The 25,185-nt window shown below is 72.2% G+C and carries 28 protein-coding genes and 1 tRNA gene; 12 read left to right on the forward strand and 17 right to left on the reverse strand.

Features of this window, described 5'->3' with window-relative positions:
• The first annotated feature begins 128 nt into the window (after nucleotides 1–128).
• Complete coding sequence (gene nhaA / locus ACZ43H_RS17880; protein ID WP_464585134.1) at nucleotides 129–1,370, forward strand: Na+/H+ antiporter NhaA; 1,242 nt, start codon at nucleotides 129–131, stop codon at nucleotides 1,368–1,370.
• Between the two features lie 78 nt (nucleotides 1,371–1,448).
• Complete coding sequence (locus tag ACZ43H_RS17885; protein ID WP_464585136.1) at nucleotides 1,449–1,868, forward strand: phage holin family protein; 420 nt, start codon at nucleotides 1,449–1,451, stop codon at nucleotides 1,866–1,868.
• Here ACZ43H_RS17885 and ACZ43H_RS17890 read toward each other — a convergent pair whose 3' ends face one another.
• Genes ACZ43H_RS17890 through nth form a run of 4 tightly spaced genes read right to left on the reverse strand, consistent with a single transcriptional unit; the run spans nucleotide 1,869 to nucleotide 5,054 of the window.
• Nucleotides 1,869–3,038, reverse strand: coding sequence for a MarP family serine protease (locus ACZ43H_RS17890; protein WP_464590862.1), 1,170 nt, complete (start codon nucleotides 3,036–3,038; stop codon nucleotides 1,869–1,871). It abuts the gene before it with no gap.
• A gap of 2 nt (nucleotides 3,039–3,040) precedes the next feature.
• Entirely contained in the window at nucleotides 3,041–3,751 is a 711-nt protein-coding gene (locus tag ACZ43H_RS17895) for an NUDIX hydrolase (RefSeq protein ID WP_464585138.1), read from the reverse strand.
• The gene (locus tag ACZ43H_RS17900; RefSeq protein ID WP_464585140.1) at nucleotides 3,748–4,353 is read right to left on the reverse strand and encodes a TlpA family protein disulfide reductase; all 606 of its coding nucleotides are present in this window, start codon (nucleotides 4,351–4,353) and stop codon (nucleotides 3,748–3,750) included. Before ACZ43H_RS17900 ends, ACZ43H_RS17895 begins: the two co-directional genes overlap by 4 nt.
• Complete coding sequence (nth, locus tag ACZ43H_RS17905) at nucleotides 4,350–5,054, reverse strand: endonuclease III (RefSeq protein ID WP_464585142.1); 705 nt, start codon at nucleotides 5,052–5,054, stop codon at nucleotides 4,350–4,352. Before nth ends, ACZ43H_RS17900 begins: the two co-directional genes overlap by 4 nt.
• 136 nt (nucleotides 5,055–5,190) lie before the next feature.
• Here nth and ACZ43H_RS17910 point away from each other — a divergent pair, with 136 nt between their 5' ends.
• The 3 genes from ACZ43H_RS17910 to ACZ43H_RS17920 all read left to right on the forward strand — a co-directional run bounded on the left by ACZ43H_RS17910 (nucleotide 5,191) and on the right by ACZ43H_RS17920 (nucleotide 7,811).
• On the forward strand, nucleotides 5,191–5,868 hold the full coding sequence (locus ACZ43H_RS17910) for a Crp/Fnr family transcriptional regulator (protein WP_246355054.1): 678 nt from the start codon (nucleotides 5,191–5,193) through the stop codon (nucleotides 5,866–5,868).
• Between the two features lie 72 nt (nucleotides 5,869–5,940).
• Nucleotides 5,941–6,444 (forward strand): SigE family RNA polymerase sigma factor, encoded by a 504-nt coding sequence (locus ACZ43H_RS17915; RefSeq protein ID WP_464585145.1) that lies wholly within the window; start codon nucleotides 5,941–5,943, stop codon nucleotides 6,442–6,444.
• Nucleotides 6,441–7,811, forward strand: coding sequence for a hypothetical protein (locus ACZ43H_RS17920; protein ID WP_464585147.1), 1,371 nt, complete (start codon nucleotides 6,441–6,443; stop codon nucleotides 7,809–7,811). The genes ACZ43H_RS17915 and ACZ43H_RS17920 overlap by 4 nt, the downstream gene beginning before the upstream one ends.
• Nucleotides 7,812–7,845: 34 nt before the next feature.
• Here the strand turns inward: ACZ43H_RS17920 and ACZ43H_RS17925 are convergent, their stop codons facing one another.
• From ACZ43H_RS17925 to ACZ43H_RS17940, 4 genes are all read right to left on the reverse strand, one after another.
• A complete protein-coding gene (locus tag ACZ43H_RS17925) occupies nucleotides 7,846–8,619 on the reverse strand; it encodes an MBL fold metallo-hydrolase (protein WP_464590864.1) in 774 nt (257 codons plus the stop codon).
• 68 nt (nucleotides 8,620–8,687) lie between these two features.
• Nucleotides 8,688–9,560: an NUDIX hydrolase gene (locus ACZ43H_RS17930; protein ID WP_464585149.1), complete on the reverse strand. Its 873-nt coding sequence runs from the start codon at nucleotides 9,558–9,560 to the stop codon at nucleotides 8,688–8,690.
• Nucleotides 9,560–10,018 (reverse strand): RidA family protein, encoded by a 459-nt coding sequence (locus tag ACZ43H_RS17935; protein ID WP_464585151.1) that lies wholly within the window; start codon nucleotides 10,016–10,018, stop codon nucleotides 9,560–9,562. The genes ACZ43H_RS17930 and ACZ43H_RS17935 overlap by 1 nt, the downstream gene beginning before the upstream one ends.
• Nucleotides 10,015–10,173 (reverse strand): DUF4177 domain-containing protein, encoded by a 159-nt coding sequence (locus ACZ43H_RS17940; protein ID WP_165236972.1) that lies wholly within the window; start codon nucleotides 10,171–10,173, stop codon nucleotides 10,015–10,017. The genes ACZ43H_RS17935 and ACZ43H_RS17940 overlap by 4 nt, the downstream gene beginning before the upstream one ends.
• Before the next feature lie 249 nt (nucleotides 10,174–10,422).
• Here ACZ43H_RS17940 and ACZ43H_RS17945 point away from each other — a divergent pair, with 249 nt between their 5' ends.
• Complete coding sequence (locus ACZ43H_RS17945; protein ID WP_464585153.1) at nucleotides 10,423–11,778, forward strand: MFS transporter; 1,356 nt, start codon at nucleotides 10,423–10,425, stop codon at nucleotides 11,776–11,778.
• 22 nt (nucleotides 11,779–11,800) lie between these two features.
• Here ACZ43H_RS17945 and ACZ43H_RS17950 read toward each other — a convergent pair whose 3' ends face one another.
• Nucleotides 11,801–12,445 carry a CoA transferase subunit B gene (locus tag ACZ43H_RS17950; protein WP_464585155.1) on the reverse strand — a complete coding sequence of 215 codons (645 nt, stop codon included), beginning with the start codon at nucleotides 12,443–12,445 and terminating at the stop codon, nucleotides 11,801–11,803.
• Between the two features lies 1 nt (nucleotide 12,446).
• Nucleotides 12,447–13,226, reverse strand: a complete 780-nt coding sequence (locus ACZ43H_RS17955) for a CoA transferase subunit A (protein WP_464585157.1) — start codon at nucleotides 13,224–13,226, stop codon at nucleotides 12,447–12,449.
• A gap of 203 nt (nucleotides 13,227–13,429) precedes the next feature.
• On the opposite strand from ACZ43H_RS17955, the gene bagA reads away from it, so the two are divergent.
• Entirely contained in the window at nucleotides 13,430–14,440 is a 1,011-nt protein-coding gene (gene bagA / locus ACZ43H_RS17960; RefSeq protein WP_464585159.1) for an ATPase BagA, read from the forward strand.
• A complete protein-coding gene (gene bagB, locus ACZ43H_RS17965) occupies nucleotides 14,437–15,633 on the forward strand; it encodes an ATPase BagB (protein WP_464585161.1) in 1,197 nt (398 codons plus the stop codon). Before bagA ends, bagB begins: the two co-directional genes overlap by 4 nt.
• A gap of 63 nt (nucleotides 15,634–15,696) precedes the next feature.
• On the opposite strand, the gene ACZ43H_RS17970 is transcribed toward bagB, so the two are convergent.
• Nucleotides 15,697–15,993, reverse strand: coding sequence for a WhiB family transcriptional regulator (locus ACZ43H_RS17970; protein WP_464585163.1), 297 nt, complete (start codon nucleotides 15,991–15,993; stop codon nucleotides 15,697–15,699).
• Between the two features lie 195 nt (nucleotides 15,994–16,188).
• Between ACZ43H_RS17970 and ACZ43H_RS17975 the strand changes: the two genes are divergently transcribed.
• A complete protein-coding gene (locus tag ACZ43H_RS17975) occupies nucleotides 16,189–18,621 on the forward strand; it encodes a penicillin-binding protein (protein WP_464585165.1) in 2,433 nt (810 codons plus the stop codon).
• Nucleotides 18,622–18,655: 34 nt separating this feature from the next.
• Here the strand turns inward: ACZ43H_RS17975 and ACZ43H_RS17980 are convergent, their stop codons facing one another.
• Nucleotides 18,656–19,114, reverse strand: coding sequence for a GatB/YqeY domain-containing protein (locus ACZ43H_RS17980; RefSeq protein ID WP_464585167.1), 459 nt, complete (start codon nucleotides 19,112–19,114; stop codon nucleotides 18,656–18,658).
• A gap of 26 nt (nucleotides 19,115–19,140) precedes the next feature.
• Between ACZ43H_RS17980 and ACZ43H_RS17985 the strand changes: the two genes are divergently transcribed.
• The 3 genes from ACZ43H_RS17985 (at nucleotide 19,141) to ACZ43H_RS17995 (ending at nucleotide 21,150) form a co-directional block, all read left to right on the forward strand.
• The gene (locus ACZ43H_RS17985) at nucleotides 19,141–20,076 is read left to right on the forward strand and encodes a metallophosphoesterase (RefSeq protein WP_464585169.1); all 936 of its coding nucleotides are present in this window, start codon (nucleotides 19,141–19,143) and stop codon (nucleotides 20,074–20,076) included.
• 103 nt (nucleotides 20,077–20,179) lie between these two features.
• Nucleotides 20,180–20,256: transfer RNA gene (locus tag ACZ43H_RS17990), tRNA-Pro, on the forward strand.
• Nucleotides 20,257–20,352: 96 nt separating this feature from the next.
• Nucleotides 20,353–21,150, forward strand: a complete 798-nt coding sequence (locus tag ACZ43H_RS17995; RefSeq protein ID WP_464585171.1) for a hypothetical protein — start codon at nucleotides 20,353–20,355, stop codon at nucleotides 21,148–21,150.
• Nucleotides 21,151–21,173: 23 nt separating this feature from the next.
• Here ACZ43H_RS17995 and ACZ43H_RS18000 read toward each other — a convergent pair whose 3' ends face one another.
• From ACZ43H_RS18000 to ACZ43H_RS18020, 5 genes are all read right to left on the reverse strand, one after another.
• The gene (locus ACZ43H_RS18000; protein ID WP_464585173.1) at nucleotides 21,174–22,202 is read right to left on the reverse strand and encodes an aspartate-semialdehyde dehydrogenase; all 1,029 of its coding nucleotides are present in this window, start codon (nucleotides 22,200–22,202) and stop codon (nucleotides 21,174–21,176) included.
• Complete coding sequence (locus ACZ43H_RS18005; protein WP_464585175.1) at nucleotides 22,199–23,473, reverse strand: aspartate kinase; 1,275 nt, start codon at nucleotides 23,471–23,473, stop codon at nucleotides 22,199–22,201. The genes ACZ43H_RS18000 and ACZ43H_RS18005 overlap by 4 nt, the downstream gene beginning before the upstream one ends.
• 93 nt (nucleotides 23,474–23,566) lie before the next feature.
• A complete protein-coding gene (locus tag ACZ43H_RS18010) occupies nucleotides 23,567–24,178 on the reverse strand; it encodes a DUF5063 domain-containing protein (RefSeq protein WP_464585177.1) in 612 nt (203 codons plus the stop codon).
• Entirely contained in the window at nucleotides 24,175–24,771 is a 597-nt protein-coding gene (gene recR / locus ACZ43H_RS18015) for a recombination mediator RecR (protein WP_464585179.1), read from the reverse strand. Before recR ends, ACZ43H_RS18010 begins: the two co-directional genes overlap by 4 nt.
• Before the next feature lie 13 nt (nucleotides 24,772–24,784).
• Nucleotides 24,785–25,159 carry a YbaB/EbfC family nucleoid-associated protein gene (locus ACZ43H_RS18020; RefSeq protein ID WP_464585181.1) on the reverse strand — a complete coding sequence of 125 codons (375 nt, stop codon included), beginning with the start codon at nucleotides 25,157–25,159 and terminating at the stop codon, nucleotides 24,785–24,787.
• Between the last annotated feature and the right edge of the window lie 26 nt (nucleotides 25,160–25,185).

Raw genomic sequence — 25,185 nt, forward strand, 5'->3', positions numbered from 1 at the left:
ATGCCGTCGACCCCTGGAGCACCGTGACCACGCCCCCGCCCCCCGCCCCTCCCGACCGCTCGCCGGGCCCACAGCCCCGTCGTACGCAGCGGCTCTTCACGCGGGGGTCGTTCCTCGAGAGCTCGCGGGTGGCGGAGATCCTCCGGGCGGAGACGACCGGCGGCATGCTGCTCATCGCGGGTGCGCTGGTCGCGATCGTGTGGGCGAACACGCCGTGGTCCGACGCCTACCAGGCGCTGCGGGACCTCCGGGTCGGGCCCGAGGCGCTCGACCTCCACCTCAGCCTCGGGACCTGGGCCGCCGACGGGCTGCTGGCGATCTTCTTCTTCGTGGCCGGGCTGGAGCTCAAGCGCGAGTTCGTGGCCGGGGACCTGCGCGACACCCGCCGGGCCGCCTTGCCGGTGGTGGCCGCGGTGGGAGGGATGGCGCTGCCGGCGGTGGTCTTCGCCGCGGTCAACCTCGGCGGCGACGGCGACCTGTCCGGCTGGGCGATCCCCACCGCGACCGACATCGCCTTCGCGGTGGCGATCCTCGCGGTGATCAGCACCCACCTCCCGGTGGGCCTGCGCACCTTCCTGCTCACCCTCGCCGTGGTCGACGACCTGCTCGCGATCACGATCATCGCGATCTTCTACACCGACCAGCTGCACCTGGCCTGGCTCGCCCTCGCGGTGGTGCCGATCGCGGTGTTCGCCGTTCTCGTCCAGCGTCGGTTCTACCGGGGCTGGCTGCTGATCCCCCTCGCGGTCGTGGCCTGGGCGCTGGTCCACGAGTCCGGGGTGCACGCGACGGTGGCCGGCGTGGTTCTCGGCTTCACGGTGCCGGTCCGCCGCCGGGACGGGTCGGACGGGACCGGGCTCGCCGAGCACCTCGAGCACCTGGTGCGCCCGGTCTCGGCGGGCTTCGCGGTGCCGGTGTTCGCGTTCTTCGCCGCAGGGGTCACCATCGGTGGTCTCGACGGCCTGCGCACCGCCCTGCAGGACCCCGTCGCGCTCGGGATCGTCGCCGGTCTGGTGGTCGGCAAGACCATCGGCATCGCCGGCTCGACGTGGCTGCTCGCGACGTTCACCCGGGCCGACCTCGACGACGAGCTGTCGTGGGTCGACGTGCTCGGGATGGCCATGCTCGCCGGCATCGGGTTCACCGTCTCGCTGCTGATCGGCGAGCTCGCCTTCGGCTCCGGCTCGGCGCGCGACGACCACGTCAAGGTCGGTGTGCTCCTCGGCTCGCTGGTCGCGACGCTGCTGGCGACCGTCGTGCTGCGCGCCCGCAACCGGGTCTACCGGCGCATCTGCGAGCTCGAGGAGCGCGACGACGACGCGGACGGGATCCCCGACGTCTACCAGCGGGGGGACGAGGGAACGGCCTGACGGCGCGGCTCCCACGCCTCCTTCTGTAGGGTCAGCACCGAGCCCAGCCCACGAGCCCATCCGCAGGGGGAACACCGCATGGCAACCGAACCGGTCAAGGCCGCTGCTCCCACCGAGGACGAGCCGACCATCGGCAAGCTCGTCACCGACGCCAGCCGGGACATCTCCAGCCTGATCTCCAAGGAGATCGCGCTCGCCAAGTCCGAGCTGAAGGTGAGCGTCAAGGCGGGCGGCACCGGCATCGGCCTCTTCGCCGCCGCAGGTTTCCTCGCCGTCCTCGCGGTGATCATGCTCTCCGTCGCGATCGCCTACCTGATCAACTGGAACGGCCACGGTCTCGCGCTGCAGTGGGCGTTCCTGATCGTCTTCGCGTTCTACCTGCTGCTCGCCGGGGTGCTCGTCTACGTCGGCGTGCGCAAGGTCAAGCAGGTGCGGGCGCCGGAGAAGGCGATCGCCCAGGGCAAGGAGATCCCCCGCGCCCTCAAGGGCCAGGCCTGATCAACCGGCGCAGTCGCCGGTCGACACCTCGCCGCTGCTGGCCCGGCCGAGCTCGGCGCTGCGCTGCACCTGCTCGGTCGTGAGCGCGTAGCCGGTGTCCGGGTCGGTCACCGACGCCGCGAAGACCAGGCCCACGACGTCGCCGGCCGACGACACGATCGGTCCACCGGAGTTGCCGGGCCGGACCAGACCGCGCAGCGAGAACACCTGGCGGATCACTGCGCCGTCGCCGTAGATGTTGGGCGACCGCAGGCGCTGCTCGGCGCGGATGCGGCCCGGCTGCACGTCGTACGGGCCGTCCTCGGGGTAGCCGAGGATCGCGACGCCCTCGCGGGCCGTGCCGCCGGTGTCGAAGTCGAGGACCGGAGCCGTGCCGGTGTCCGTCGCGAGCACGGCCACGTCGATGTCGGGGTTGTAGTAGACGACCTCCGCGGGCACCGAGCTGTCGCCGATCAACACGTCGGGCGAGTCGACGCCGGCCACCACGTGCGCGTTGGTCATCACCCGGTCGGGCGCGTAGACGAAGCCCGACCCCTCGACGCCACGGCCGCAGTCGTTGGTGCCGCGCACCTTGAGGACGCTGCTGGCCGCGTCGACCACGTCGGGGTCCTTGAGCAGCCGCTTCGGCCCGGGCCCGACCTCGACGATCCGCTCGGGCGCGAAGGGCTCGAGGTAGCGCGGGAAGAAGCTGGTGCCGACCACGTTGTTGAACGCCTGCAGCACGCCGCCCGCCGACGCCGGCAGCACGCCGTCGACCTTGCCGAGCACGGTCGAGCTGCGCACCATCGTCGTGATCGAACCGATGCGGGTGCCCGAGATCGCGACCCCGAGGGCCCAGGCGACGAGCAGCACGGCCGCGGCGCTGAGCGCCGCCCCGCCGACCGCGTCGATGGCGCGGATCGGCTGCCAGGTGATCCGGTCGCGGATCTTGGCACCGAGGAACTGCAGGATCGCCTGGCCCAGCGAGGCCGAGAGGATCACGATGAACAGCGCACCGAGCGACACCAGCAGCGACGACTTGGCGTCGCCGAGGGCGACGGGTGCCAGCCACACGCCGAACAGCCCGCCCAGCAGCAGGCCGGCGGTGGCGAAGGCACCGGTGACGAAGCCCTGCCAGTAGCCCGAGAGGGCGTAGGCCAGGACCAGCACCACCAGCAGCCAGTCGAGCATGTTCACCGGCGTTCCTCGAATCTGGTGTTGGGCTGCACGTCACGCGGGACGGGTTCACCCTGCAGCATGTAGTCCGGCAGGTCACGCATCGGCGGGTCGTCCACGTCGATCGTCCAGCCCAGGAACTCGAAGAGGCGGGCGATGATGCCGGCGGTGAACCCCCAGAGGATGACGTCCTTCTCCTCGCCGATCAGGAAGCCGGGTCCGACCCAGCCGGAGGGGTGGCGTACGGCGATCCGGTGCTCCGGGGCGACCAGCTCGCTGATCGGCACCCGGTAGACCTCGTGGACCTCGTCGGGGTCGACGACCGCCACCGGGGTCGGTTCGTGCCACCAGCCGAGGACGGGGGTGACCGCGAAGTTGCTCGGCGGCAGCCACAGCTCGGGCAGCTCCGCGAAGACCGTCACCCCCGCGGGGTCCAGCCCGGTCTCCTCCCACGCCTCGCGCAGCGCCGCCTCCCGGGGTGTCTCACCGGGGTCGAGCTTGCCGCCCGGGAAGGAGACCTGCCCGGGGTGCGAGCGCATGTGGTGGGCGCGCTCGGTCAGCAGCAGGTCGGGCCCGCCGGGTCCCTCCCCGAAGAGCATCAGCACCGCCCCGAGCCGGGCGTCGGAGTCCTCCGGCGGCATGAACCGGGTCAGGTCGTGCACGGTGATGGACCGCGCGCCCGCCTCCACCGGGCGCAGCCAGTCGGGCAGCTCGGGCGTGGCGCTCACAGCTGCACCCCCAGGTGCTCGTCGACCAGGTCGACCAGCTCGTCGACCGAGTCCACGCCGCCGGCGGCCAGCTCGACGTGTCCGGACTCGTCGACGAAGGCGAACAGGGGCAGCCCCATCCGGGCCGGGAACGGGGCGTTGCCCTGGAGCTCACCCTGCGGGTCGGCCAGCAGCGGGTAGGTCACGCCGGACGTGCGGACCAGGTCCATGGCGCCCGACGCCTGCGGGTCCTGGAAGTCGACGCCGAGGACACCGACGCGGTCGCCGTACTTCTCGTGGAACTGCTGGAGCACGGGCATCTCCTTGCGGCAGGGTCCGCACCAGGAGGCCCAGAGGTTCACCACGAGCGGCCCGCGCAGGCCCGACAGGGTGACGTCCTCGCCGCCGCCGAAGCAGGGCAGGGTCACGTCGGGCAGGCCGCCGTCGACCGGCGCCGCGTCGGCGGCCCGGCAGGGCTCCACACCGGCCTCCTTCTTGGCCTGGCGCAGCTGCTGGGTGTCGACGTCGATCTTGGCCGGACCCGGGGCAGGCACGGGGTCGGTGCCGCAGGCGCCCAGCACCAGCACCGCGGTGGCCAGCGCGGCAACAAGGGACGGCCTCACGCTCTGCCCTCGGTCCGGACCAGCTTCGCAGCCGCCTCGGGATCGGTGGGCCCCTCGCCGTACGACGGGCACCAGCGGGCCACCGGGCAGGCGCCGCAGGCGGGGTTGCGGGAGTGGCAGACGCGGCGGCCGTGCCAGATCAGGTGGTGGCTGAGCATCGTCCAGTCGCGCTTCGGGAACAGCGCGCCGATGGCGTGCTCGACCTTCACGGGGTCGGTCTCGTCGGTCCAGCCGAAGCGGCGGGCCAGCCGGCCGAAGTGGGTGTCCACGGTGATGCCGGGGACACCGAAGGCGTTGCCGAGCACGACGTTGGCGGTCTTGCGGCCCACGCCGGGCAGCGTCACGAGGTCCGCGAGCCGAGCCGGCACCTGGCCGTCGTACCGCTCGACCAGCGCCTGGCTCAGCTTGAGCAGCGACTCGGTCTTGGCCCGGAAGAAGCCCAGCGGCCCGACGATCTGCTCGAGCTTGTCGCGCTCGGCCGCGGCCATCGTGGGGGCGTCGGGGTACGCCGCGAAGAGCGTCGGGCGCACCGCGTTGACCCGCTTGTCGGTCGTCTGGGCCGACAGCACGGTCACGACGAGCAGCTCGAAGGGGTTGTCGAAGTCGAGCTCGCAGCGCGCGTCGGGGTAGGTCTCGGCGAGGACCCGGTCGATCTTCCGGGCACGCCGGACCAGGCCGGTGGGGGTTTCCGCATCGAGCACGCGCCCCAGCGTACGGCGCCTCGCCGACAGTGCCCCGATCGCGACTTCCCGGTGCCGGTTGTTCCTGTGACCAATTGCACTGGCTAGGATCGTCGCGGCCGCCCGTGTGGGGCGGGTGAGGTCACCAGGAGGTTTCGTGGACAACGACGTACTTCGTCAGGCGCCGCTGTTCAGCGCTCTCGACGACGAGGCGGCCACCGCGCTGAGGTCGTCGATGACCGAGAGCCGGCTGCGACGGGGCGACGTGCTGTTCCACGAGGGCGACTCCGGCGACAAGCTCTACGTCGTGCTCGACGGCAAGGTGAAGCTCGGCCGCACTTCTTCCGACGGCCGCGAGAACCTTCTCGCGATCCTCGGCCCGGGGCAGATGTTCGGCGAGCTCTCGCTCTTCGACCCCGGCCCGCGCTCGGCGACGGTCACCGCGGTCACCGACGCCTCGTTCGCCTCCCTCTCCCACGAGGACCTGCTGCGCTGGCTCGAGGGTCGTCCGGTCGTCGCCCGTGGCCTGCTGGCCCAGCTCGCCGGCCGGCTGCGCAAGGCCAACGACGTCGTGGCCGACCTGGTGTTCTCCGACGTGCCCGGTCGTGTCGCCAAGGCGCTGCTCGACCTCGCCGACCGCTTCGGCCGCACCGCCGACGACGGCGTGCACGTCCACCACGACCTCACCCAGGAGGAGCTGGCCCAGCTGGTCGGCGCCTCCCGCGAGACCGTGAACAAGGCGCTGGCCGACTTCGCCTCCCGCGGCTGGCTGCGGCTCGAGCCGCGCTCGGTCGTGATCATGGACGTCGAGCGGCTCTCCCGCCGCGCCCGCTGACGAAGATTTCTGCACCCGGGTGACCCCCGGAGCCCACGACCTGTGCGTCGTACGAGGTGAAAGGGGGCCCGGGTGCCAGCAAGCTCAGCAGAGGACGAGTTCCACGCGTTCGTCGTTGCACGCACTCATGCCCTGTCGCGCACGGCGTACCTCCTCACCGGGGACGCCCACCTCGCGGAGGACCTCGTGCAGACGGCACTGTTCAAGGCGGCCCGGTCCTGGCATCGCATCCAGGACTCCCCCGAGGCCTACGTCCGCCGCATCCTGTACACCCAGAACGTCTCCTGGTGGCGATCACGGCGACACGTCCACGAGACCTCCCTCGCGTCGTACGACGCCCCCTCGGCGTCGGCGGACACCGACCTGCGGCTGACCCTCGAGGAGGCCCTGGGCCGGCTGACGACCCGGCAGCGCACCGTGCTGGTGCTTCGGTACTTCGAGGACCTCACCGAGGTGCAGGCCGCCGAGGTGCTCGGGATCGGCTCCGGCACCGTCAAGTCGATCACCCGGCAGGCCCTGGGCCGGCTGCGCGTCCTGGCGCCGGAGCTGGCCGAGCTGATCGGGGAGCCGTCGTGACCGGGCAGCTCCGGGACGCGCTGGCCAGGGTCGCCGAGCAGGCCCCGGTCGCCGACGTGCCCGCAGACACCTGGGCGAGGGCCCGTCGCGCGCGGGTCCGCGACCGGACGCTGGTCGTCGCCGCTGCCGCGGCCGTGCTCGCCCTGGTCGCCGGCGTCGCGCTGCTCCCCCGGCTCGACCGGTCGACACCCGTCGCCGCCGGCTCGGCCCCGGCGGTGCCCGGGCACATCTGGAACGTGCCCGAGCGCCTCACCATGCAGGACCCGAACGGCTCCTGGTCCAGCGACCGGGTCGAGACCGACCTCGCCGTCGGCCGCGGCGCCGCCGCCTTCGTCACCCAGGGCGGCCTGCCCGTCGTGATCGGCGCCGACGACGGCTCCTACCACCTGCTCGACCTGCCGGGCTTCCTCGGCAACGCGGTCCTGAGCCGCGGCAGCACGGTCGGCCTGGCCCTGTCACCCGACGGCCGTCGGCTCGCCTACGCCTGGTCCGGTCCCGTGCCGGACTCCGACGCGACACCCATGCCGAGCGGTGTCCGCGTCGTCGACCTCGCGACCGGCGACGTGCGGACCATCCCGCTCACCGGCGGCCGCGGGGTCATGGTCGACACCCTGGCCTGGTCCCCCGGCAGCGCGTGGCTGGTCTGGCAGGGCCGGGTCGCGACGTACTGGACGGGGACCTCCTCGACCTACCACGGCACCGCCACGGGGCGGATCGCTCCCGGGGCGACCAGGTCCGAGGACATCCCGTCGGGCAATGCGGAGGTCGTCACGACCGTGGACGACGACGGCGTCGTCAGCCTGCTGAGGAACGGGCGGGTGTCGTCCTGGGACGGCCGCGGGCTCGGCAGCGTCCGGGTGCGCGGGCCCCAGCCGGTCTCGGGAGCGGCGGTGCGGCCCTCGGGCGGGCTCGTCGCGGTGGGCAGCACCTTCGAGTCCCCGGGGATCACGTCGGTCGGCCTCGCGACCGGCCGGGTGGTGACGCACCGCTACCTCGCCGACCTGTATCCGGAGGGCGCCGACAGCCGGCCGCTCGGCTGGGTCGACGACGGTCTGCTGGTGGCGCTGGTGACGCCGCGGGCCGCGGCCGACGACAGCTCCCCGGAACGGCAGATCGTGGTCACGACCCCGGAGCGCGGCCCGACCTCGACCTATCGCATCGTCGGTCGCGTCGACCCCGCCGTCCCCGACTCCCTCAGCGTCGCGGTCGACCTGATGACCCTGGCCCGGCCGACCGTCGACCGCCCCGAGCCGGACTGGCCCTGGTCGGACGAGCGGCTCGCGCTCACGATCGGGCTCGCCTCCGCCGGTGCCCTCGCGCTGCTCGCGACCGCGTGGTGGTGGCTCCGCCGCCGCCCCCACCGTTGAGCTGGGCCGGATTCGGTGTCGAGCTGGGCCCAGCTCAACGAGTGGCGAGGTAGGCGAGCTGGGCCCGGACCGAGAGCTCAGCGGCGCCCCACAGGACCGGGTCGACATCGGCGTACACGTGCTCGACGACGGCGCGAGGGGTCAGGGAGGAGCCGGTGCCCGCCTCGAGGTCCACGTGGGGCAGTGCCCGCGCGAGGGTGGGCTCCCCCGACAGCTCGATCACGGCGGCCTCGACCTGGGCCAGCCGATCGCGCCGGTGGGCGATGTAGAAGTCGAGGGCCCCCAGGGCGTCGTCGATGACCGGGCCGTGGCCGGGCCAGATCCGGGACACCTCGTGGGCCGAGGCCAGCGCGTGCAGGCGGTCCAACGAGTCGAGGTAGGCCCCGAGCTGCCCGTCCGGGTGGGCGACCACGGTGGTGCCGCGGCCCAGGACCGTGTCGCCGGTCAGCACGGCGCCCTCGGCGGGCAGCAGGAACGACAGCGAGTCGGCGGTGTGGCCGGGAGTGCCGACGACCCGCACCTCCAGGCCGTCGACCTCGACCACGTCACCGTCGGAGAGGCCCTCCGAGCCGAGGCGGTACTCCGGGTCCAGCGCGCGTACGCCGCAGCCCACCCGCTCGGCGAACTCCTTTGCGGCCTCGGAGTGGTCCGCGTGGTGGTGGGTGAGCAGCACGACGCCGACCTCGCCTGCCCGGGCCGCCACCGCGTCGAGGTGCGCGAGGATCGACGGCCCCGGGTCGACGACCACCGAGCGTCGGGCCCCCGGCTCGCGCAGCACCCAGGTGTTGGTGCCGTCGAGCGTCATCATGTTCGCGTTGGGAGCGAGGACGCACCGGGCCCGCTCACCGAAGGAGCCTCCCGCCCACCCGCTCCCGGTCACGAGCCCTGCCGCTCCTCGACCAGCGGCCGCAGGGACTCCGGCATCGACAGCGTGGCCGCGTCGCCCTCCCCCTCGACCTCGGGCGTGAACATCTCGACCCGCCGGCCCTCGGCCGCCGCGAGGACGTCGCCGGGAGCGGCGTACTGCGCGATCTCGAGGCAGGTGAGGTACGTCGGCGGCAGCATCAGCATCTCCTCGGCGTCCACCGCCTCGACCGCCGACATCGCCGGCGTCCAGTGCACGGACGACGACTCCGTCGACACGTCGCGGGTCCGCTGCCCCTCGGGCATGGCCGCCACGAAGAACCAGGTGCGGTAGCGGCGCGGCTCGAAGACCGGCGTCAACCAGCCCGACCAGACGCCGAGCAGGTCCGAGCGCAGCACCAGCCCGCGCCGCGCCAGGAACTCGGTGAACGCCAGCTCGCGCCCCTCGAGCGCCACCCGGTCGGCCTCCCAGTCCTCGCCGGTGGTGTCGGCGATGACGGTCTCGGGCGACGGCCCGGCCAGCAGCACGCCCGACTCCTCGAAGGTCTCCCGCACCGCCGCGCACACCAGGGCGCGTGCGGTCTCCTCGTCGGTGCCGAGCCGGTGGGCCCAGTCGGCCGGCGAGGGGCCGTGCCAGGCGACGGTGGCGTCGAAGTCACGCCGGTCGACGCCACCGCCCGGGAAGACGCACATGCCTCCCGCGAACGCCATCGACGTCTGCCGGCGCAGCAGGTAGACCGACGGACCCCCCGCCGGTGAGTCGGGCGACGCGGGGCGCAGGAGCACGACGGTCGCGGCGTTGCGCGGCTCGGCCGGCGTGCGCGTGCCGGCGGCGTACTCCTTCGCCTGCTCGACGAGCTGCGGCGGCAGCGGGATGCGGAGCATCAGACCTCGACGACGATCTCGACCTCGACCGGGGAGTCCAGGGGCAGCACCGGAACACCGACCGCCGACCGGGCGTGGACGCCCGCGTCACCGAAGGCCTTGCCGAGCAGCTCCGAGGCGCCGTTGGCGACCAGCGGCTGGCCGGTGAAGTCGGGCGTGGAGGCCACGAACGCCACCACCTTGACGACCCGCTTCACCAGCGACAGGTCGCCGATCTCCGCCTTGACCGCCGCGATCGCGTTGAGCGCGCACTGCTGGGCGCACTCGACGGCCTCGTCCTGGCTGACCTCGCCACCCACCTTGCCGGTGAGCATCAGCTCGCCCGAGCGCATCGGCAGCTGGCCGGAGGTGAAGACGTGGTTGCCGCTGCGCACGGCCGGGACGTAGACCGCCACCGGCTTGGCCACCTCGGGCACCGCCAGGCCGAGCTCGGCGAGGCGCTCCTCCGGGGTGCTCATGCCTCGACCGGACGCTTGAAGTAGCCGACGAGGTTCTCGGGGTTCATCCCGGGTGCGATCTGGACGAGCTCCCACCCGTCGGCGCCGAAGTTGTCGAGGATCTGCTTCGCTGCGTGCGTCAGGATCGGCGCCGTCAGGTATTCCCACTTGGTCATGGTCGGCACCCTACTCACCGCCCTCGCCTCACAGGAACGAGACGTCGGGCGACAGCACCCCGCGCAGCTCGTTGACCGCGAGCACGACGAACAGCACGGCGCAGAGCCCCAGATGAACCGGACCACCCCCAGCCACACCATGCCGAAGGCGACCGCGACCCAGGGCAGCGAGAGGTCGGGAAAGGGAACCACGAGGGGGCGACCGAATCCAGTTGACCTCGACCGCGGTTGAAGTCCTAGCGTCCTCTCGTGCCCGTGACAGCTCCGCCTCGTCAGCCGCGACCGCGGCTGCTCTCCCCGACGTACGCCGCCACGACCGTCGGCATGTTCGCGCTCTGCGCCTTCGTGGCGTTCGAGGCGGTCGCGGTGACGACGGTGATGCCGACCGTGGCCGAGGACCTCGACGGCGTCGGTCTGTTCGCGCTGTCCTTCGCCGCGCCGCTGGCCAGCGCCGTGGTCGGCATGGTCGCCGCAGGCGGGTGGAGCGACCGACGGGGTCCGGCCGTCCCGCTGGCGGCCGCGCTCGCGCTGTTCGCGCTCGGGCTCGTCGTCTGCGGCTCGGCGCCCTCGATGGAGGTGCTGGTCGCCGGCCGGGTCCTCCAGGGTCTGGGCGGTGGCGCACTCACCGTGGTGCTCTACGTGCTGGTCGGGCTGGTCTTCCCGCCCCTGCTGCAGCCGGCGGTCTTCGCCAGCTTCGCGGCCGCCTGGGTGCTGCCGTCGCTGTTCGGGCCGGCGCTCGCCGCGTGGGTCGCGCACACGGTCGGCTGGCGGTGGGTGTTCCTGGGCGCCGTCGTCCTGGTGGCGGCCGCGGCGGCCCTCGTGTCGCCGTCGCTGCGCCGACTCACGCCCCGGCCCGCGGGCGCTACGGCGCCGCGGTCCCGGTTCGCCTGGGCCTGCGTGGGCGCCGTCGCGGTGCTGGGCCTCGAGCTGCTCGGCTCCCGTCAGGGACCGGTCGTGCTGCTGGCCGTGGCCGCCCTGGCACTGGTCGGGCTGGCCCTGCGTCGACTGCTCCCGGCAGGCGCCCTGACGGCCCGGCGGGGGCTGCCGTCGGTCATCGGCACGCGCGGGCTGATGAGCGCGTCGTTCTTCTGCGCCGAGGCCTACATCGTCTTCGTGCTCCAGGAGCGGTGGGGCTGGACCCCGGGCACCGCGGGACTGGCCCTCACCGGCGTCGGCGTGACCTGGGCCGCGGCCAGCCAGGTGCAGTCGCGCCTGGGCGAGCGGGTCAGCAACACCGCGGCCATGCGCTGGGGCAGCGGTCTGGTGCTCGTCGGCACGGTCGCACTGACCGTGGTGGTCGCCGCCCACGCGGCGCCCGTGCTGGCCGTGGGGGCCTACGTCCTCGCCGGCGCGGGCATGGGCTTCGGCTACCCGCGCACCGGCGTGGCGATGCTGGCGGCGTCGAGCGACGGCGACCGCGGCTTCAACTCCTCGGCGCTCTCGATCGCCGACTCGCTCGGGGGTGCGCTCGCGCTGTCGGCCTCGGGCGTCGCCTTCGGTGCGGCCACCCGCGCGGGTGGCGACGCGTTCGTGTCGGTCTTCGTCCTGGCCGCCGTCGTGGGCGCGCTGGCGACGGTCACCGCCGCCCGGACCGGCCGGGCCTGAACGGCCAGGCCCGGCCAGGGACTCAGCCGACCAGGAGATCCGGCTCGGTCTTCTCGCGGACCTCGTCCTCGGTCACGCCCGGCGCGAGCTCGACCAGCTTCAGGCCCTCGGGGGTGACGTCGATGACGCACAGGTCGGTGATGATCCGCTCCACGACGCCGCGGCCGGTGTAGGGCAGCGAGCACTCCTCGACGATCTTGTACGACCCGTCCTTGGCGACGTGCTCCATCAGCACGATCACGCGCTTGGCGCCGTGGACGAGGTCCATCGCGCCGCCCATGCCCTTGACCATCTTGCCGGGGATCATCCAGTTGGCGATGTCACCGCCCTTCGACACCTGCATGGCCCCCAGGATCGCGGCGTCGATCTTGCCGCCGCGGATCATCCCGAACGACGTCGCGGAGTCGAAGAACGACGCACCGCGACGCAGCGTGACGGTCTCCTTGCCGGCGTTGATCAGGTCGGGGTCCTCCTCGCCCTCGACCGGGTAGGCACCCACGCCGAGGATGCCGTTCTCCGACTGCAGCACCAGCTCCACGTCGTCACCGACGTAGTTCGGCACCAGCGTCGGCAGCCCGATCCCGAGGTTGACGTAGGACCCGTCGTGCAGCTCGGAGGCGGCCCGGGCGGCCATCTCCTCGCGCGTCCACCCCTTCTGGTCGGCCATGTCAGTTGCCCTCCTTCGGACGCACGGTCCGCTTCTCGATCCGCTTGTCCGCCGCCTGCTCGGGGGTCAGCGCGACCACGCGCTGCACGAACACCCCCGGGGTGTGGATCTCGTTGGGGTCCAGCTCGCCGGGCTCCACCAGCTCCTCGACCTCCGCGATCGTCACCCGCCCGCACATCGCGGCCAGCGGGTTGAAGTTGCGCGCGGAGTCTCGGTAGACGAGGTTGCCGTGCCGGTCGCCCTTCCAGGCGCGCACCAGGCCGAAGTCCGCCACGATCGCGTGCTCGAGGACGAACTCCTTCTCCCCCTCCGCGGTCTCGAACGTCTGCGTCTGCTTCGCCGGGGAGGCGACCACCACGTTGCCGTCGGCGTCGTACTTCCACGGCAGCCCGCCCTCGGCGACCTGGGTGCCGACACCGGTGGCGGTGAAGAACGCCGGGATGCCCGACCCGCCCGCGCGCATCCGCTCCGCCAGCGTGCCCTGCGGGGTCAGCTCGACCTCGAGCTCACCGGAGAGGTACTGCCGCGCAAACTCCTTGTTCTCCCCCACGTAGGAAGAGATCATCCGGCGCAGCCGCTTGGCCATCAGCAGCCGGCCCAGGCCCCAGTCGTCCACGCCGCAGTTGTTCGACACCGCCTCGAGCTCGGCGACCCCCGAGTCCAGCACCGCCTCGATCAGCACCGAGGGGATGCCGCACAACCCGAAGCCGCCCACCGACAGCGTCGCCCCGCTGGGGATGTCGGTCACCGCCTCGGCCGCACTCGCCACGACCTTGTCCACGCGCTCGTCCTCCCTTGCCCGGTCCCGGGCGTCCTGGTCCGGACCGGATCACCCCGGCCTCGCCTCCCGGCGATCCTAGTCATGACGGCCGTCACAGCTTCATGGGCGGCAGCCACAGAGTTCCGCCGCTCGGGTGGGGGCTTTGGACATGACCCGTCCCGGTCCTCGCGCCGCCTCAGGGACCGGGTCCTACGCTGCTCTACGTGTCCCAGCAGAAGCACGACTGGCCGAACGTGCGGCTGCACGTCGTCACCGGCAAGGGCGGCACCGGCAAGTCGACCGTCGCTGCTGCCCTCGCCCTCGCGCTCGCCGACCACGGCCGCAACGTCCTGCTGTGCGAGGTGGAGGGGCGCCAGGGCATCGCCCGGATGTTCGACGTCGACCCGCTGCCCTACGAGGAGCGCCGGATCGCGACCGGCCTCCCCGGCGAGGAGGGCTCGCCCGGCGTCGTGCACGCGCTGCACATCGACCCGGAGTCGGCGCTGCTGGAGTACCTCGCCATGTACTACAAGCTCGGTCGGGCCGGCCGGGCCCTCGACCGCTTCGGCGTCGTGGAGTTCGCCACCACCATCGCTCCCGGCGTGCGTGACGTGCTGCTGACCGGCAAGGTGTTCGAGGCCGTCCAGCGCAACAGCCGCAACAAGAAGGCGATCCGGTACGACGCCGTCGTGCTCGACGCCCCGCCGACCGGCCGGATCGCCCAGTTCCTCAACGTGAACAACGAGCTCGCCGGACTGGCCAAGATGGGGCCGATCAAGAGCCAGGCCGACACGGTGATGACCCTGTTCCGCTCGCCGCGGACCGCCGTGCACCTGGTGACGGTGCTGGAGGAGATGCCCGTGCAGGAGACCTCGGACGGCATCGACGAGCTGAGTGCGGCCGGGCTGCCGGTCGGAGGCGTGGTGGTGAACCTGGTCCGTCCGCGGGACCTCGACGCCGCGGACCTCGACGCCGCCCGTGGGGGGACGCTCGACGCGGCGGCCATCCGCTCCGACCTGAAGCAGGCCGGCGTGGAGGACGGCGACGACCTCGTCGACGGACTCCTGGTCGAGGCCCGCGACCATGCGGAGCGCCGTGCACTCGAGGACGCCCAGCGCGGGCTGGTCGGGGAGCTGGGCGTGCCGACGTACGAGCTTCCCCGCCTCGCGGGCGGGGTGGACCTCGGCGGCCTCTACGAGCTCGCGGCGAGCCTGCGCGACCAGGGGATGGCATGAAAACCCCCGCGGGCTCGACCCAGGGCACCCGGTCCCAGCGGCGGGTGGGGCCACTCACCCAGGCGCCGGCACCCTCCCTCGACGTCGACGCCCTGATCGACGACCCGGGGACCGGCATCATCGTGTGCTGCGGCTCCGGCGGCGTCGGCAAGACCACCACTTCGGCGGCGCTGGCGCTGCGGGCTGCGGAACGAGGACGCCGGGTGGTCGTGCTGACCATCGATCCTGCCCGTCGGCTGGCCCAGTCGATGGGCATCGAGGCGCTCGACAACACCCCGCGCCCCGTCTCCGGCGTCGACGCCGCGGCGGGCGGCTCGCTGGACGCGATGACGCTCGACATGAAGCGCACCTTCGACGAGGTGGTCGAGAGCCAGGCCAGCCCCGAAAAGGCGCAGCAGATCCTGGAGAACCCCTTCTACGTCGCGCTGTCGAGCTCCTTCGCGGGGACGCAGGAGTACATGGCGATGGAGAAGCTCGGCCAGATCCACCACGACGCCCGGCGCGACGGCACCTACGACCTGATCGTGGTCGACACCCCGCCCTCGCGCTCGGCGCTGGACTTCCTCGACGCCCCCGAGCGGCTCTCGAGCTTCCTCGACGGGCGGTTCATCCGGCTGCTGCTGGCACCGGCCAAGGGCCCGGCCAGGTTCATGACAGCCGGCTTCAGCATGATCACCAACGCGCTGACCAAGATCCTCGGCGCGCAGGTGCTGCGGGACATGCAGACGTTCGTCGCGGCGTTCGACACGCTCTTCGGCGGCTTCCGCCAGCGCGCCCAGAAGACCTTCGAGCTGCTGCAGGCCGACGGGACGGCGTTCCTGGTCGTGGCCGCTCCCGAGCCGGACGCGATGCGCGAGGCGGCGTACTTCGTGGAGCGGCTCAGCGAGGACCGGATGCCGTTGGCGGGGCTCATCGTCAACCGGGCCAGCCCGGAACCGCGCGGCAGCCTGTCCGCCGACGAGGCGATGACCGCCGCGGCCCGGCTGCGCCGGCACGAGCAGGGCTCGCTCACCGCAGGGCTGCTGCGGCTGCACGCCGACCAGTCCCGCATGGTCGAGCGCGAGGCACGGCTGCGCGAGCGCTTCGCCGCGGCACACCCGCAGGTGCCGACCGCGGTGGTGCCCGCCCTGCCCGGCGATGTGCACGACCTCGAGGGCCTGCGCCGCGTCGGCGAGCTGCTCGGCGAGCGCTGACACCGACCCGGACGCGGGCCCACCGCACCGGCCACCTCGACGGCGGCCGGGACGGCACGTGGCTCAGGCCGTGGCCGTCACCTTGGTCGGGCTCGCGCCCTGCTCACGAGCGGCCTCCAGGACCGCGCGCCAGGAGGCGTTCGGGCGGCGACGCAGCAGGGCCCGGCGCTCGCGCTCGGTCATGCCGCCCCAGACCCCCCACTCGATCTGGTTGTCGAGCGCCTCGGCCAGGCACTCGGTCCGCACGGGGCAACCCGCACAGAGCTGCTTGGCCTTGTTCTGCTCCGCGCCGCGCACGAACAACTGGTCCGGCTGCGCCTGTCGGCATGCCGCCGCGGACGTCCAATCCTCAACCCACATGATGATGTCCCCACATCGTCCGAGATAGGCGGCGTCCCCATGACGTCTACCCGGGTGATCCCCTCAGGGTCACAAAGTTAAGGACTCCGCCGCGGCGGGGGCAGACACCTTTTACCCAAATGTCCTAGTCCGAACTAACTAGTCATATTGGGTCATGAATGGGTTGGGGCTCGCTCCCTCCCGTACATTGGGCGCATGTCCAGCCCTCGGTCCACCCTGCCCGGAGAGCGTCTGACGGCCGGTCGCGTGGCTAAGCACCTCGGCGTGATGCTGGCCGTCGCGGCGGTCATGGGCGTCGTCGTCGCCGGTCTCGCCATCCCCTTCGCCGGAGTCGTCGGCATCGGTGCGCGCGACGTCGCGCGGACGATGGACAGCCTCCCGGAGGAGCTGAAGACCGAGGCGCTGCCCGAGAAGACCAACATCCTCGACGCCAACGGCGACGTCCTCGCGACGCTGTACGACGAGAACCGGGTCACCGTCCCGCTGGACCAGATCTCGCGCACGATGGTCAAGGCCATCGTCGCCATCGAGGACTACCGCTTCTACCAGCACGGCGCGTTGGACCTGAAGGGCACGCTGCGCGCCCTGGTCACCAACCAGGCCGCGGGTGGGGTGTCGCAGGGTGGCTCGTCGATCACCCAGCAGATGGTCAAGCTGACCCTGCTCAGCCAGGCCAAGACGAAGGCGGAGCGCAAGGCCGCCACCGACGACACCTACGCGCGCAAGCTGCGCGAGCTGCGCTACGCGATCGCCTTCGAGCAGAACTACTCCAAGGACTGGATCCTCGAGCGCTACCTCAACATCGCCTACTTCGGTGACGGCGCCTACGGCATCCAGTCCGCAGCGCGGCACTACTTCGACAAGAACGCCAAGGACCTCGACCTGCGCGAGTCCGCGATGCTGGCCGGCCTGGTGAAGAGCCCCACCGGCTACGACCCCACGAGCTACCCGGCGAAGGCGCTGGAGCGGCGCGACACGGTGCTGGCCCGGATGGCCGAGCTGAACGTCATCAGCCACCACAAGGCCCAGAAGACCTCGAAGATGCCGCTGGGCCTGCACACCATCCCGGCCCGCAACGGCTGCGTGAACTCCCGCGCGCCCTTCTTCTGCGACTACGCCGTCGCCACGCTGATGCAGGACCGCTCGCTCGGCAAGACGAAGGAGGAGCGCAAGAAGCTCCTCTACTCCGGCGGCCTCACCATCCACACCACCGTCGACCTGCGCGACCAGGTGGCCGCCGACAGGTCGGTGGCGTCGCACGTCGACCCGACCAACCAGGCCATCGGCGCGCTGGCCATGGTGGAGCCGCGCACCGGTGACGTGAAGGCGATCGCGCAGTCCCGCCCGATGGGCACCGACAAGGCGCGCGGCGAGACCTACCTCAACTACGTGGTGCCCGAGGAGTACGGCCACTCCAAGGGGTTCCAGGCCGGCTCGACCTTCAAGGCCTTCGTGCTGGCGGCCGCGGTGAAGCAGCACATCCCGCTGAGCAAGACCATCAGCGCACCGCCCGAGGTGTTCCTGAACATGAACACCTTCCCGGACTGCGAGGGCAACTACCCGAGCACCCAGGTCTGGAACCCGCACAACTCCACCGACAGCGGCACGTTCAACCTCTACACCGGCACCCAGCTGTCCGTGAACACCTTCTACGCCCAGCTCGAGCAGCAGACCGGGCTGTGCGAGCCGTACCGGCTGGCCCGCGAGATGGGCGTCGAGCTGACCGACCCGCCGCACGAGCGCGTGCCGTCGTTCACCCTGGGCGTGCCGAGCACCAGCCCGCTGGAGATGGCGGAGGCCTACGCGACCTTCGCGGGCCGCGGCCTGCACTGCAACGCCCGCCCGGTCACCTCCATCGAGGACTCGGCCGGCAACCTGCTCAAGGAGTACCCCTCGCAGTGCCAGCAGGTGCTGCCCGCCTCCGTCGCGGACGCCGTCAACGACGTGCTGCGCGGCGTGCAGGAGCCCGGCGGCTTCGGGTACGACGCCGGCATCGGCCTCAACCAGCCCTCGGCGGGCAAGACCGGCACCATCGACGACAACATGGCCGTGTGGTTCGTGGGCTACACCCCCAACCTCGCCACGGCATCGATGATCGCCGGCGCCAACAGCCTGGGTCACTGGGTCTCGCTGAACGGCCAGACCCTGCACGGCACCTATGTCGCCTCGGCCCACGGGTCCACCACGGCCGGACCGATGTGGGGTGACGCGATGAAGGTGATCCAGCAGTGGCTGCCCGACGAGGACTTCGTGAAGCCCTCGGCCGAGGACGTCGCCGGCGTCCTGACCCTGGTGCCGGACGTCCGCGGCATGAGCCTGGACCAGGCCAAGCAGGTGCTGGAGGACGCCGGCTTCACGACGATGCTCGGCGGCTATCGCGACTCCGACTACTCGCTCGACACGGTCGCCTACACCTCACCCGGCGCCGGCTCCCAGTACGGCAGCGGCAACACGGTCACCATCTACCAGTCCACCGGCCACCCCTACGTCCCGCCGCACAGCAACGGTGGCGGGAACGGCGGCGGCGGGAACGGCGGCGGTGGTCACGGCGGCGGTGGTCACGGCGGCGGTGGCGGCAACGGGGGCGGCAACGGTGGCGGCAACGGCGGCGGCGGCCGCGGTCGCTGACCCGGTCAGCGACCGCTGTCGTCGGGCTTGACGCTCAGCCGAGCTGGCGGCGCACCTCGGCCGCGACCGCGGCACCGTCGGCCCGCCCCTTGACCTGGGGCTGGACGACGCCCATGACGCGACCCATCGCCTTCATGCCCTCGCCGGCCGCGCCGACCTGCTCGACGGCCGCACTGACGATGCCGGCGACCTCCTCGGCGGTCAGCTGCTCGGGCAGGTAGTCTGCGATGACCGCGGCCTCCGCGGTCTCCTTGGCGGCCATCTCGGCGCGGCCACCCTCCTCGAAGGCCACCGCCGCCTCGCGGCGCTTCTTGGCCTCGGTGGACAGCACGCCGACGATGTCGTCGTCGCTCAGCTCCCGCTGCTCCTTGCCCGCCACCTCGGCGTTGGTGATCGCCGTGAGCACCATCCGCAGGGTCGAGGAGCGCACCTCGTCGCGCGCCTTCATGGCGGTGGTGAGGTCGGCGCGGAGACGGTCCTTGAGGGTGCTCATGCGGGCCATTGTGGCAGCCTTGCCGCATGACTCCCTCGGCACCGGTCTGGCGCACGATCGCGACGCTCGCAGGGACCGGTGTCGTGGCCGGGGCGGGCGCGACGGCGTACGCCGCCTGGGAGGCACGTCAGTACGTCCTGCGGCGCGTGAGCGTTCCGCTGCTGCCCGAGGGGCACCGGCCGCTGCGCGTCCTGCACCTCAGCGACATCCACATGACTCCCGGCCAGACCCGCAAGCAGGAGTGGCTGCGGGGGCTGGCCGGCCTGCGTCCGGACCTGGTCATCAACACCGGCGACAACCTCGCGCACCGTGACTCGGTGCCCGTCGTCCGCGACGCGTTCGGGCCGCTGCTCGACACGCCGGGGGTCTTCGTCTTCGGCTCCAACGACTACTACTCCCCCACGCTCCGCAACCCGCTGCGCTATCTGCTGCCCGACGACGGGCAGCGCAACGTGCACACCCCGCAGCTGCCCTGGCGCGAGCTGCTGGCGGTGTTCACCGACGCCGGTTGGGTCGATCTCTCCAACACCCACGGGTCGCTGGAGGTCGGGGGCACGTCCTTCGCCTTCGCCGGCGTCGACGACCCCCACCTCGAGTACGACCGCCTCGACGACGTGGCCGGCCCGGCGGACCCCGAGGCCGACGTGCGGCTCGCGGTGACCCATGCGCCGTACCTGCGGGTGCTCGACCGGTTCGCCGCCGACGGGTACGACGCCGTCATCGCCGGGCACACGCACGGCGGCCAGGTCTGCCTGCCCGGGCGCGGCGCGCTCACCACCAACTGCGACCTCGAGCCGGCGCGGGCCAAGGGCCTGCACCGCCACCCGGCTCGCTCGCGCGACGGCGACCCGGGCTCGTCCTGGCTGCACGTCTCGGCGGGGCTCGGAACCAGCCCGTACGCGCGGATCCGGGTCGCGTGTCGCCCCGAGGCGACGCTGCTGACCCTCACCGCACGCGGCTGAACCGGCCCCGACGTCCACGGGCGTGGGCCGATTACGAAGGCACCGAGGTGCTCGGGTATGCTCGCCGTGCTTGCGGGGCCGGACCCAAGGTCGGACCCGCAATCGGGCTGTGGCGCAGCTTGGTAGCGCGCCTCGTTCGGGACGAGGAGGCCGCAGGTTCAAATCCTGTCAGCCCGACCAGTCGTGAGGGCCCCGATCCCGGGTGGGATCGGGGCCCTCACGCATTCCGGCCCTCACGCACGACGGTCGGCACGCGCGTTCTGGCACACTGCGCGCATGGCAGATGAGCAACACGGGAGCGACGGACCTTCCCTGGAGCTGCCGTCCCTGGGCTTCGGCAGGCGCAAGCGCAAGCAGCCGCAGGAAGCCGGAGCGACGCCCGAGCCGACGCCCGAGCCGACACCCGAGCCGACGCCCGAGCCGACGCCCGAGCCGACGATCGAGGTGCCGGCCGCGAGGAAGCCGCCCCCGGCCGTGTCGGAGCCCGCGCCCGATCCCGTGTCGGCGCCCGCGGAGACCCGCCCGCTGTTCACCGACGAGGTGGCCCCAGCTCCGCTAGCGCCGCCCCCGCCGCCCGCCCCGAGCTCCACGTCCGGCCCGGTCCCGTCGCCCAGGCCCGGCGGGAGCACGGCGCGGCCCGCACGGAAGGCCCCCGCGCGCTCGCGTCGGGCCCGCAGGGCTCCGTCGCTGCCGGCCCTCGGAGGCATGCTCGCCGCCGTCATCACCGGTGCGGTGGTCGGGCTGGCCGTCGTCGGGCTCACCTGGGGCTCGCAGCGCACCTGCGAGGCCGCCCGTGGCACGTCCACGTGCGGCGCCGCCGGCTTCTGGCTGCTCGTCGCGATCATGGTCGCGATGGTCTTCCTCGGCTCGGCCCTGCTCCGGGCCTGGCGCGTCCCGGAGCCCGGCTCCACGAGCTTCCTGGCCGTCGGCCTGCTCGCGGTGCTGGCGCTGCTGTTCCTCGTCGACGTGATCTTCAGCTGGTGGATGGTGATCGTCGTCCCGGTGCTCACCGTGGCGACCTTCGCGCTCGCGCACTGGGTCACCACGGCGTTCAACGAGCCCGCGAAGGACTGAGGCCGCCCGAGGCCGAAGGGTCGTCAGCGAGCGGCGAGCAGCTCGGCGATCTGCACGGTGTTCAGCGCGGCACCCTTGCGCAGGTTGTCGTTCGAGATGAACAGCGCGAGGCCGCGGTCGCCGTCCACACCCGGGTCCTGCCGGATGCGGCCGACGTACGACGGGTCCTTGCCGGCCGCCTGCAGCGGCGTGGGGATCTCGCTGAGCTCCACGCCGGGCGCGGTCGCCAGCAGCTCACGCGCACGCTCGGGCGTCATCGCCCGCTCGAACTCCGCGTTGATCGCCAGCGAGTGCCCGGTGAAGACCGGGACCCGCACGCAGATACCGGACACCCGCAGCTCGGGGATGCCGAGGATCTTGCGGGACTCGTTGCGGAGCTTCTGCTCCTCGTCGGTCTCGCCGAGGCCGTCGTCGACGATCGACCCGGCCAACGGCAGCACGTTGTAGGCGATCGTGCGGGCGTACTTCACCGGGTCCGGGAAGGCCACGGCCTCGCCGTCGTAGGCCAGCTCCCGCGCCTTGTCGCCCGCCGCGGCCACCTGGCCCGCGAGCTCGTCCACGCCGGCCACGCCGCTGCCGGAGACCGCCTGGTACGTCGAGGCGATCAGCCGCACCAGCCCGGCCTCGTCGTGCAGCGGCTTGAGCACCGGCATCGCGGCCATCGTCGTGCAGTTGGGGTTCGCGATGATGCCCTTGCGGGCCTCGGCCACCGCGTGCGGGTTGACCTCGGAGACGACCAGCGGGACGTCGGGGTCCATCCGGAAGGCGGAGGAGTTGTCGACCACCGTGACGCCGGCGTCGGCGAACTTCGGCGCCAGCGCCCGGGAGGTGGTGGCGCCGGCCGAGAACAGCGCGATGTCGAGACCGCTGGGGTCCGCGGTCGAGGCGTCCTCCACGACGACCTCGCGCCCCGCGAACGGCAGCACGGTTCCGGCCGAGCGTGCGGAGGCGAAGAAGCGGATCTCCTCGGCGGGGAACCCGCGCTCCTCGAGGATCTGGCGCATCGCGACGCCGACCTGGCCGGTGGCGCCGACCACTCCGATGCGCGTCATCGGCCGGTCCCGCCGTAGACGACCGCCTCGACCTCGTCGGCGTCGAGGTCGAACGCCGAATGGGTCGAGCGCACGGCCTCGTCGACCTGGGCCTCGTCGACGATGACCGAGATGCGGATCTCGGAGGTGGAGATCATCTCGATGTTCACGCCCGCCGAGGCGAGCGAGGCGAAGAACTTCGCGGTGATGCCGGGGTGCGAGCGCATGCCCGCACCGATCAGCGAGACCTTGCCGATCTGGTCGTCGTACAGGAGCTTGTCGTAGCCGACCTCCTCCTGGATCCGCGCGAGCGCACCCATGGCCGTCTGGCCGTCGGCACGCGGCAGCGTGAAGGAGATGTCGGTGAGGCCGGTGGCGGCCGCCGAGACGTTCTGGACCACCATGTCGATGTTGACCTCGGTGGCGGCCAGCGCCTCGAAGATCCGGGCCGCCTCGCCCACCTTGTCGGGCACGCCGACCACGGTGATCTTGGCCTCGCTGCGGTCGTGGGCGACACCGGCGATGATCGCCTGCTCCATGGGCTCTTCTCCCTCCGAGGGGTCCGGGATGATCCAGGTCCCCTCCTTCTGGCTGAACGAGGACCGGACGTGGACCGGCATGTTGTAGCGGCGGGCGTACTCCACGCAGCGCAGGTGCAGGATCTTGGCGCCCGAGGCGGCCATCTCCAGCATCTCCTCGGTGGAGACCCGGTCGAGCTTGCGGGCCGCGGGGACGATCCGAGGGTCGGCGGTGAACACGCCGTCGACGTCGGAGTAGATCTCGCAGACGTCGGCACCCAGCGCCGCCGCCAGGGCCACGGCGGTGGTGTCCGAGGCGCCGCGGCCCAGGGTGGTGATGTCCTTGGTGTCCTGCGAGACACCCTGGAAGCCGGCCACGATCGCGATCGCGCCGTCCCTGATCGCGGCCTCGATGCGGCCGGGGGTGATGTCGATGATCTTGGCCTTGCCGTGCACGGAGTCGGTGATGACCCCGGCCTGGGAGCCGGTGAACGACTGCGCCTTGTGGCCGAGCTGCGCGATCGCCATGGCGACCAGCGCCATCGAGATCCGCTCGCCCGCCGTCAGCAGCATGTCGAGCTCGCGCGGCGGCGGCAGCGGGGTCACCTGCTCGGCGAGGTCCCTCAGCTCGTCGGTGGTGTCCCCCATGGCCGACACGACGACGACGACGTCGTTGCCTGCCTTGCGGGTGGCGACGATCCGTTGCGCGACCCGCTTGATCCCGGCGGCGTCAGCGACGGACGAACCGCCGTACTTCTGCACGACAATGCCCACTGGTCTGTCCTCGAGGCTCGGTTGGCGTCTCCGGCCGCCCGTCCCGGCCAGGTGCCCGGACCACGCCGCGCTGCGCTGCGACCGGGCCAGAGTCTACCGGGGGGAGCCGTCCGTCGAGCCCAGCATCTCAGCGTCGAGCATCTCGTCGGCGGCGGCGACCTGCTCGTCCTCGCCCTCGAACTCCGCATCCAGCCGGTCGTGGGCCACCACGGACAGCAGCGCGTTCAGCGCCGCACCGGCGAGGTTGCCCCACGAGGCGACGTAGGAGAACTGCCACCACCACAACGCCTCCTCGACGTTGCCGTCGCGGTAGTGACGCAGGCCGTTGACCAGGTCCAGCGCGATGGCCGTCAGGTCGTCGGAGAGCTGGCTCTCCACCACCTCGGGGACGTAGGGGTCGAAGACGAAGCTGTAGGTGTCGACGCTGTCGAGGATGCCGCCCAGGCGCATCCGCATGTCGTCGAGGTCCGGCTCGGGCCCGACATCGGGTTGGTACTCGGCACGGGGCGTGAAGTCGCGCTGGGCGCCCAGCCGGGCGCCGGCCAGGAGCACCTGGCTGATCTCCAGCAGCAGCAGCGAGATCGCCCGCCCGCCGTCGCCCTCCCGCGACACCGCCTGGAGCGCCAGCAGGAAGCTCTCCACCTGGTCGGCGATCTGCTGGGCGAAGTCCTCGGTCTCGGCGTCGAGGTTCGTGGTGCCGGTCATTCAGCGTTCCGCCTTCCTGCGAATGCACGTCCCAGGGTGACCTCGTCGGCGTACTCGAGATCACCGCCTACGGGCAGTCCACTCGCCAAACGGGTCACGCGCAACCCGAGCGGCTTGAGCATCCGGGTGAGATAGGTCGCGGTCGCCTCGCCCTCGAGGTTCGGATCAGTGGCCAGGATGACCTCGGTGATCGCGCCGTCGGCCAGCCGCACCATCAGCTCGCGGATCCGCAGCTGGTCGGGCCCGATCCCGTCGATCGGGGAGATCGCGCCGCCGAGCACGTGGTAGCGGCCCCGGAACTCCCGGGTGCGCTCGATCGCGACGACGTCCTTGTACTCCTCCACCACGCACAGCACCGCCGGGTCGCGCCTCGGGTCACGGCAGATCCGGCACTGCTCGTCCTCGGACACGTTGAAGCAGATGCTGCAGAACTTCACCTTCGCCTTGACCTCGATCAGGACGTCGGCGAGACGGCGCACGTCGGCCGGCTCCGCCTGCAGCAGGTGGAACGCGATCCGCTGCGCGCTCTTGGGGCCGACCCCGGGCAGTCTGCCGAGCTCGTCGATGAGGTCCTGGACGACGCCTTCGTACAACGCGGAGGCCTTCTCAGAACCCGAGCTGGCCGGGCATGCCGCCCGCACCGCCGCCGCCGGCGAGGGGCCCGAGGGTCTCGCTGGCGAGCGCGTCGGCCTGGGCCTTGGCGTCGCGGTAGGCCGCCACGATCATGTCGCCGAGGTCGGAGAGGTCGTCGGGGCTGCTGGCGTCGAAGCCACCCGCCTTGATGTCGACGCCCACCAGCTCGCCGACGCCGTTGACCTGCACCGTCACCGCGCCACCGGCGACGGTGCCGTCGACGACCGTCTCGGTCAGGCGCGCCTGGGCGCTCTGGAGCTGCTCCTGCATCTGCTGGGCCTGCTGGAGCAGGGCGTTCATGTCGAAGCCGCCGGCGCCGCCGAGGGCGTCGAAGGGGTTCTGGCTCATGGTGTGGTCACCTCTCGGGTCGGTCG

This window comes from Nocardioides sp. DN36 (assembly GCF_055380375.1).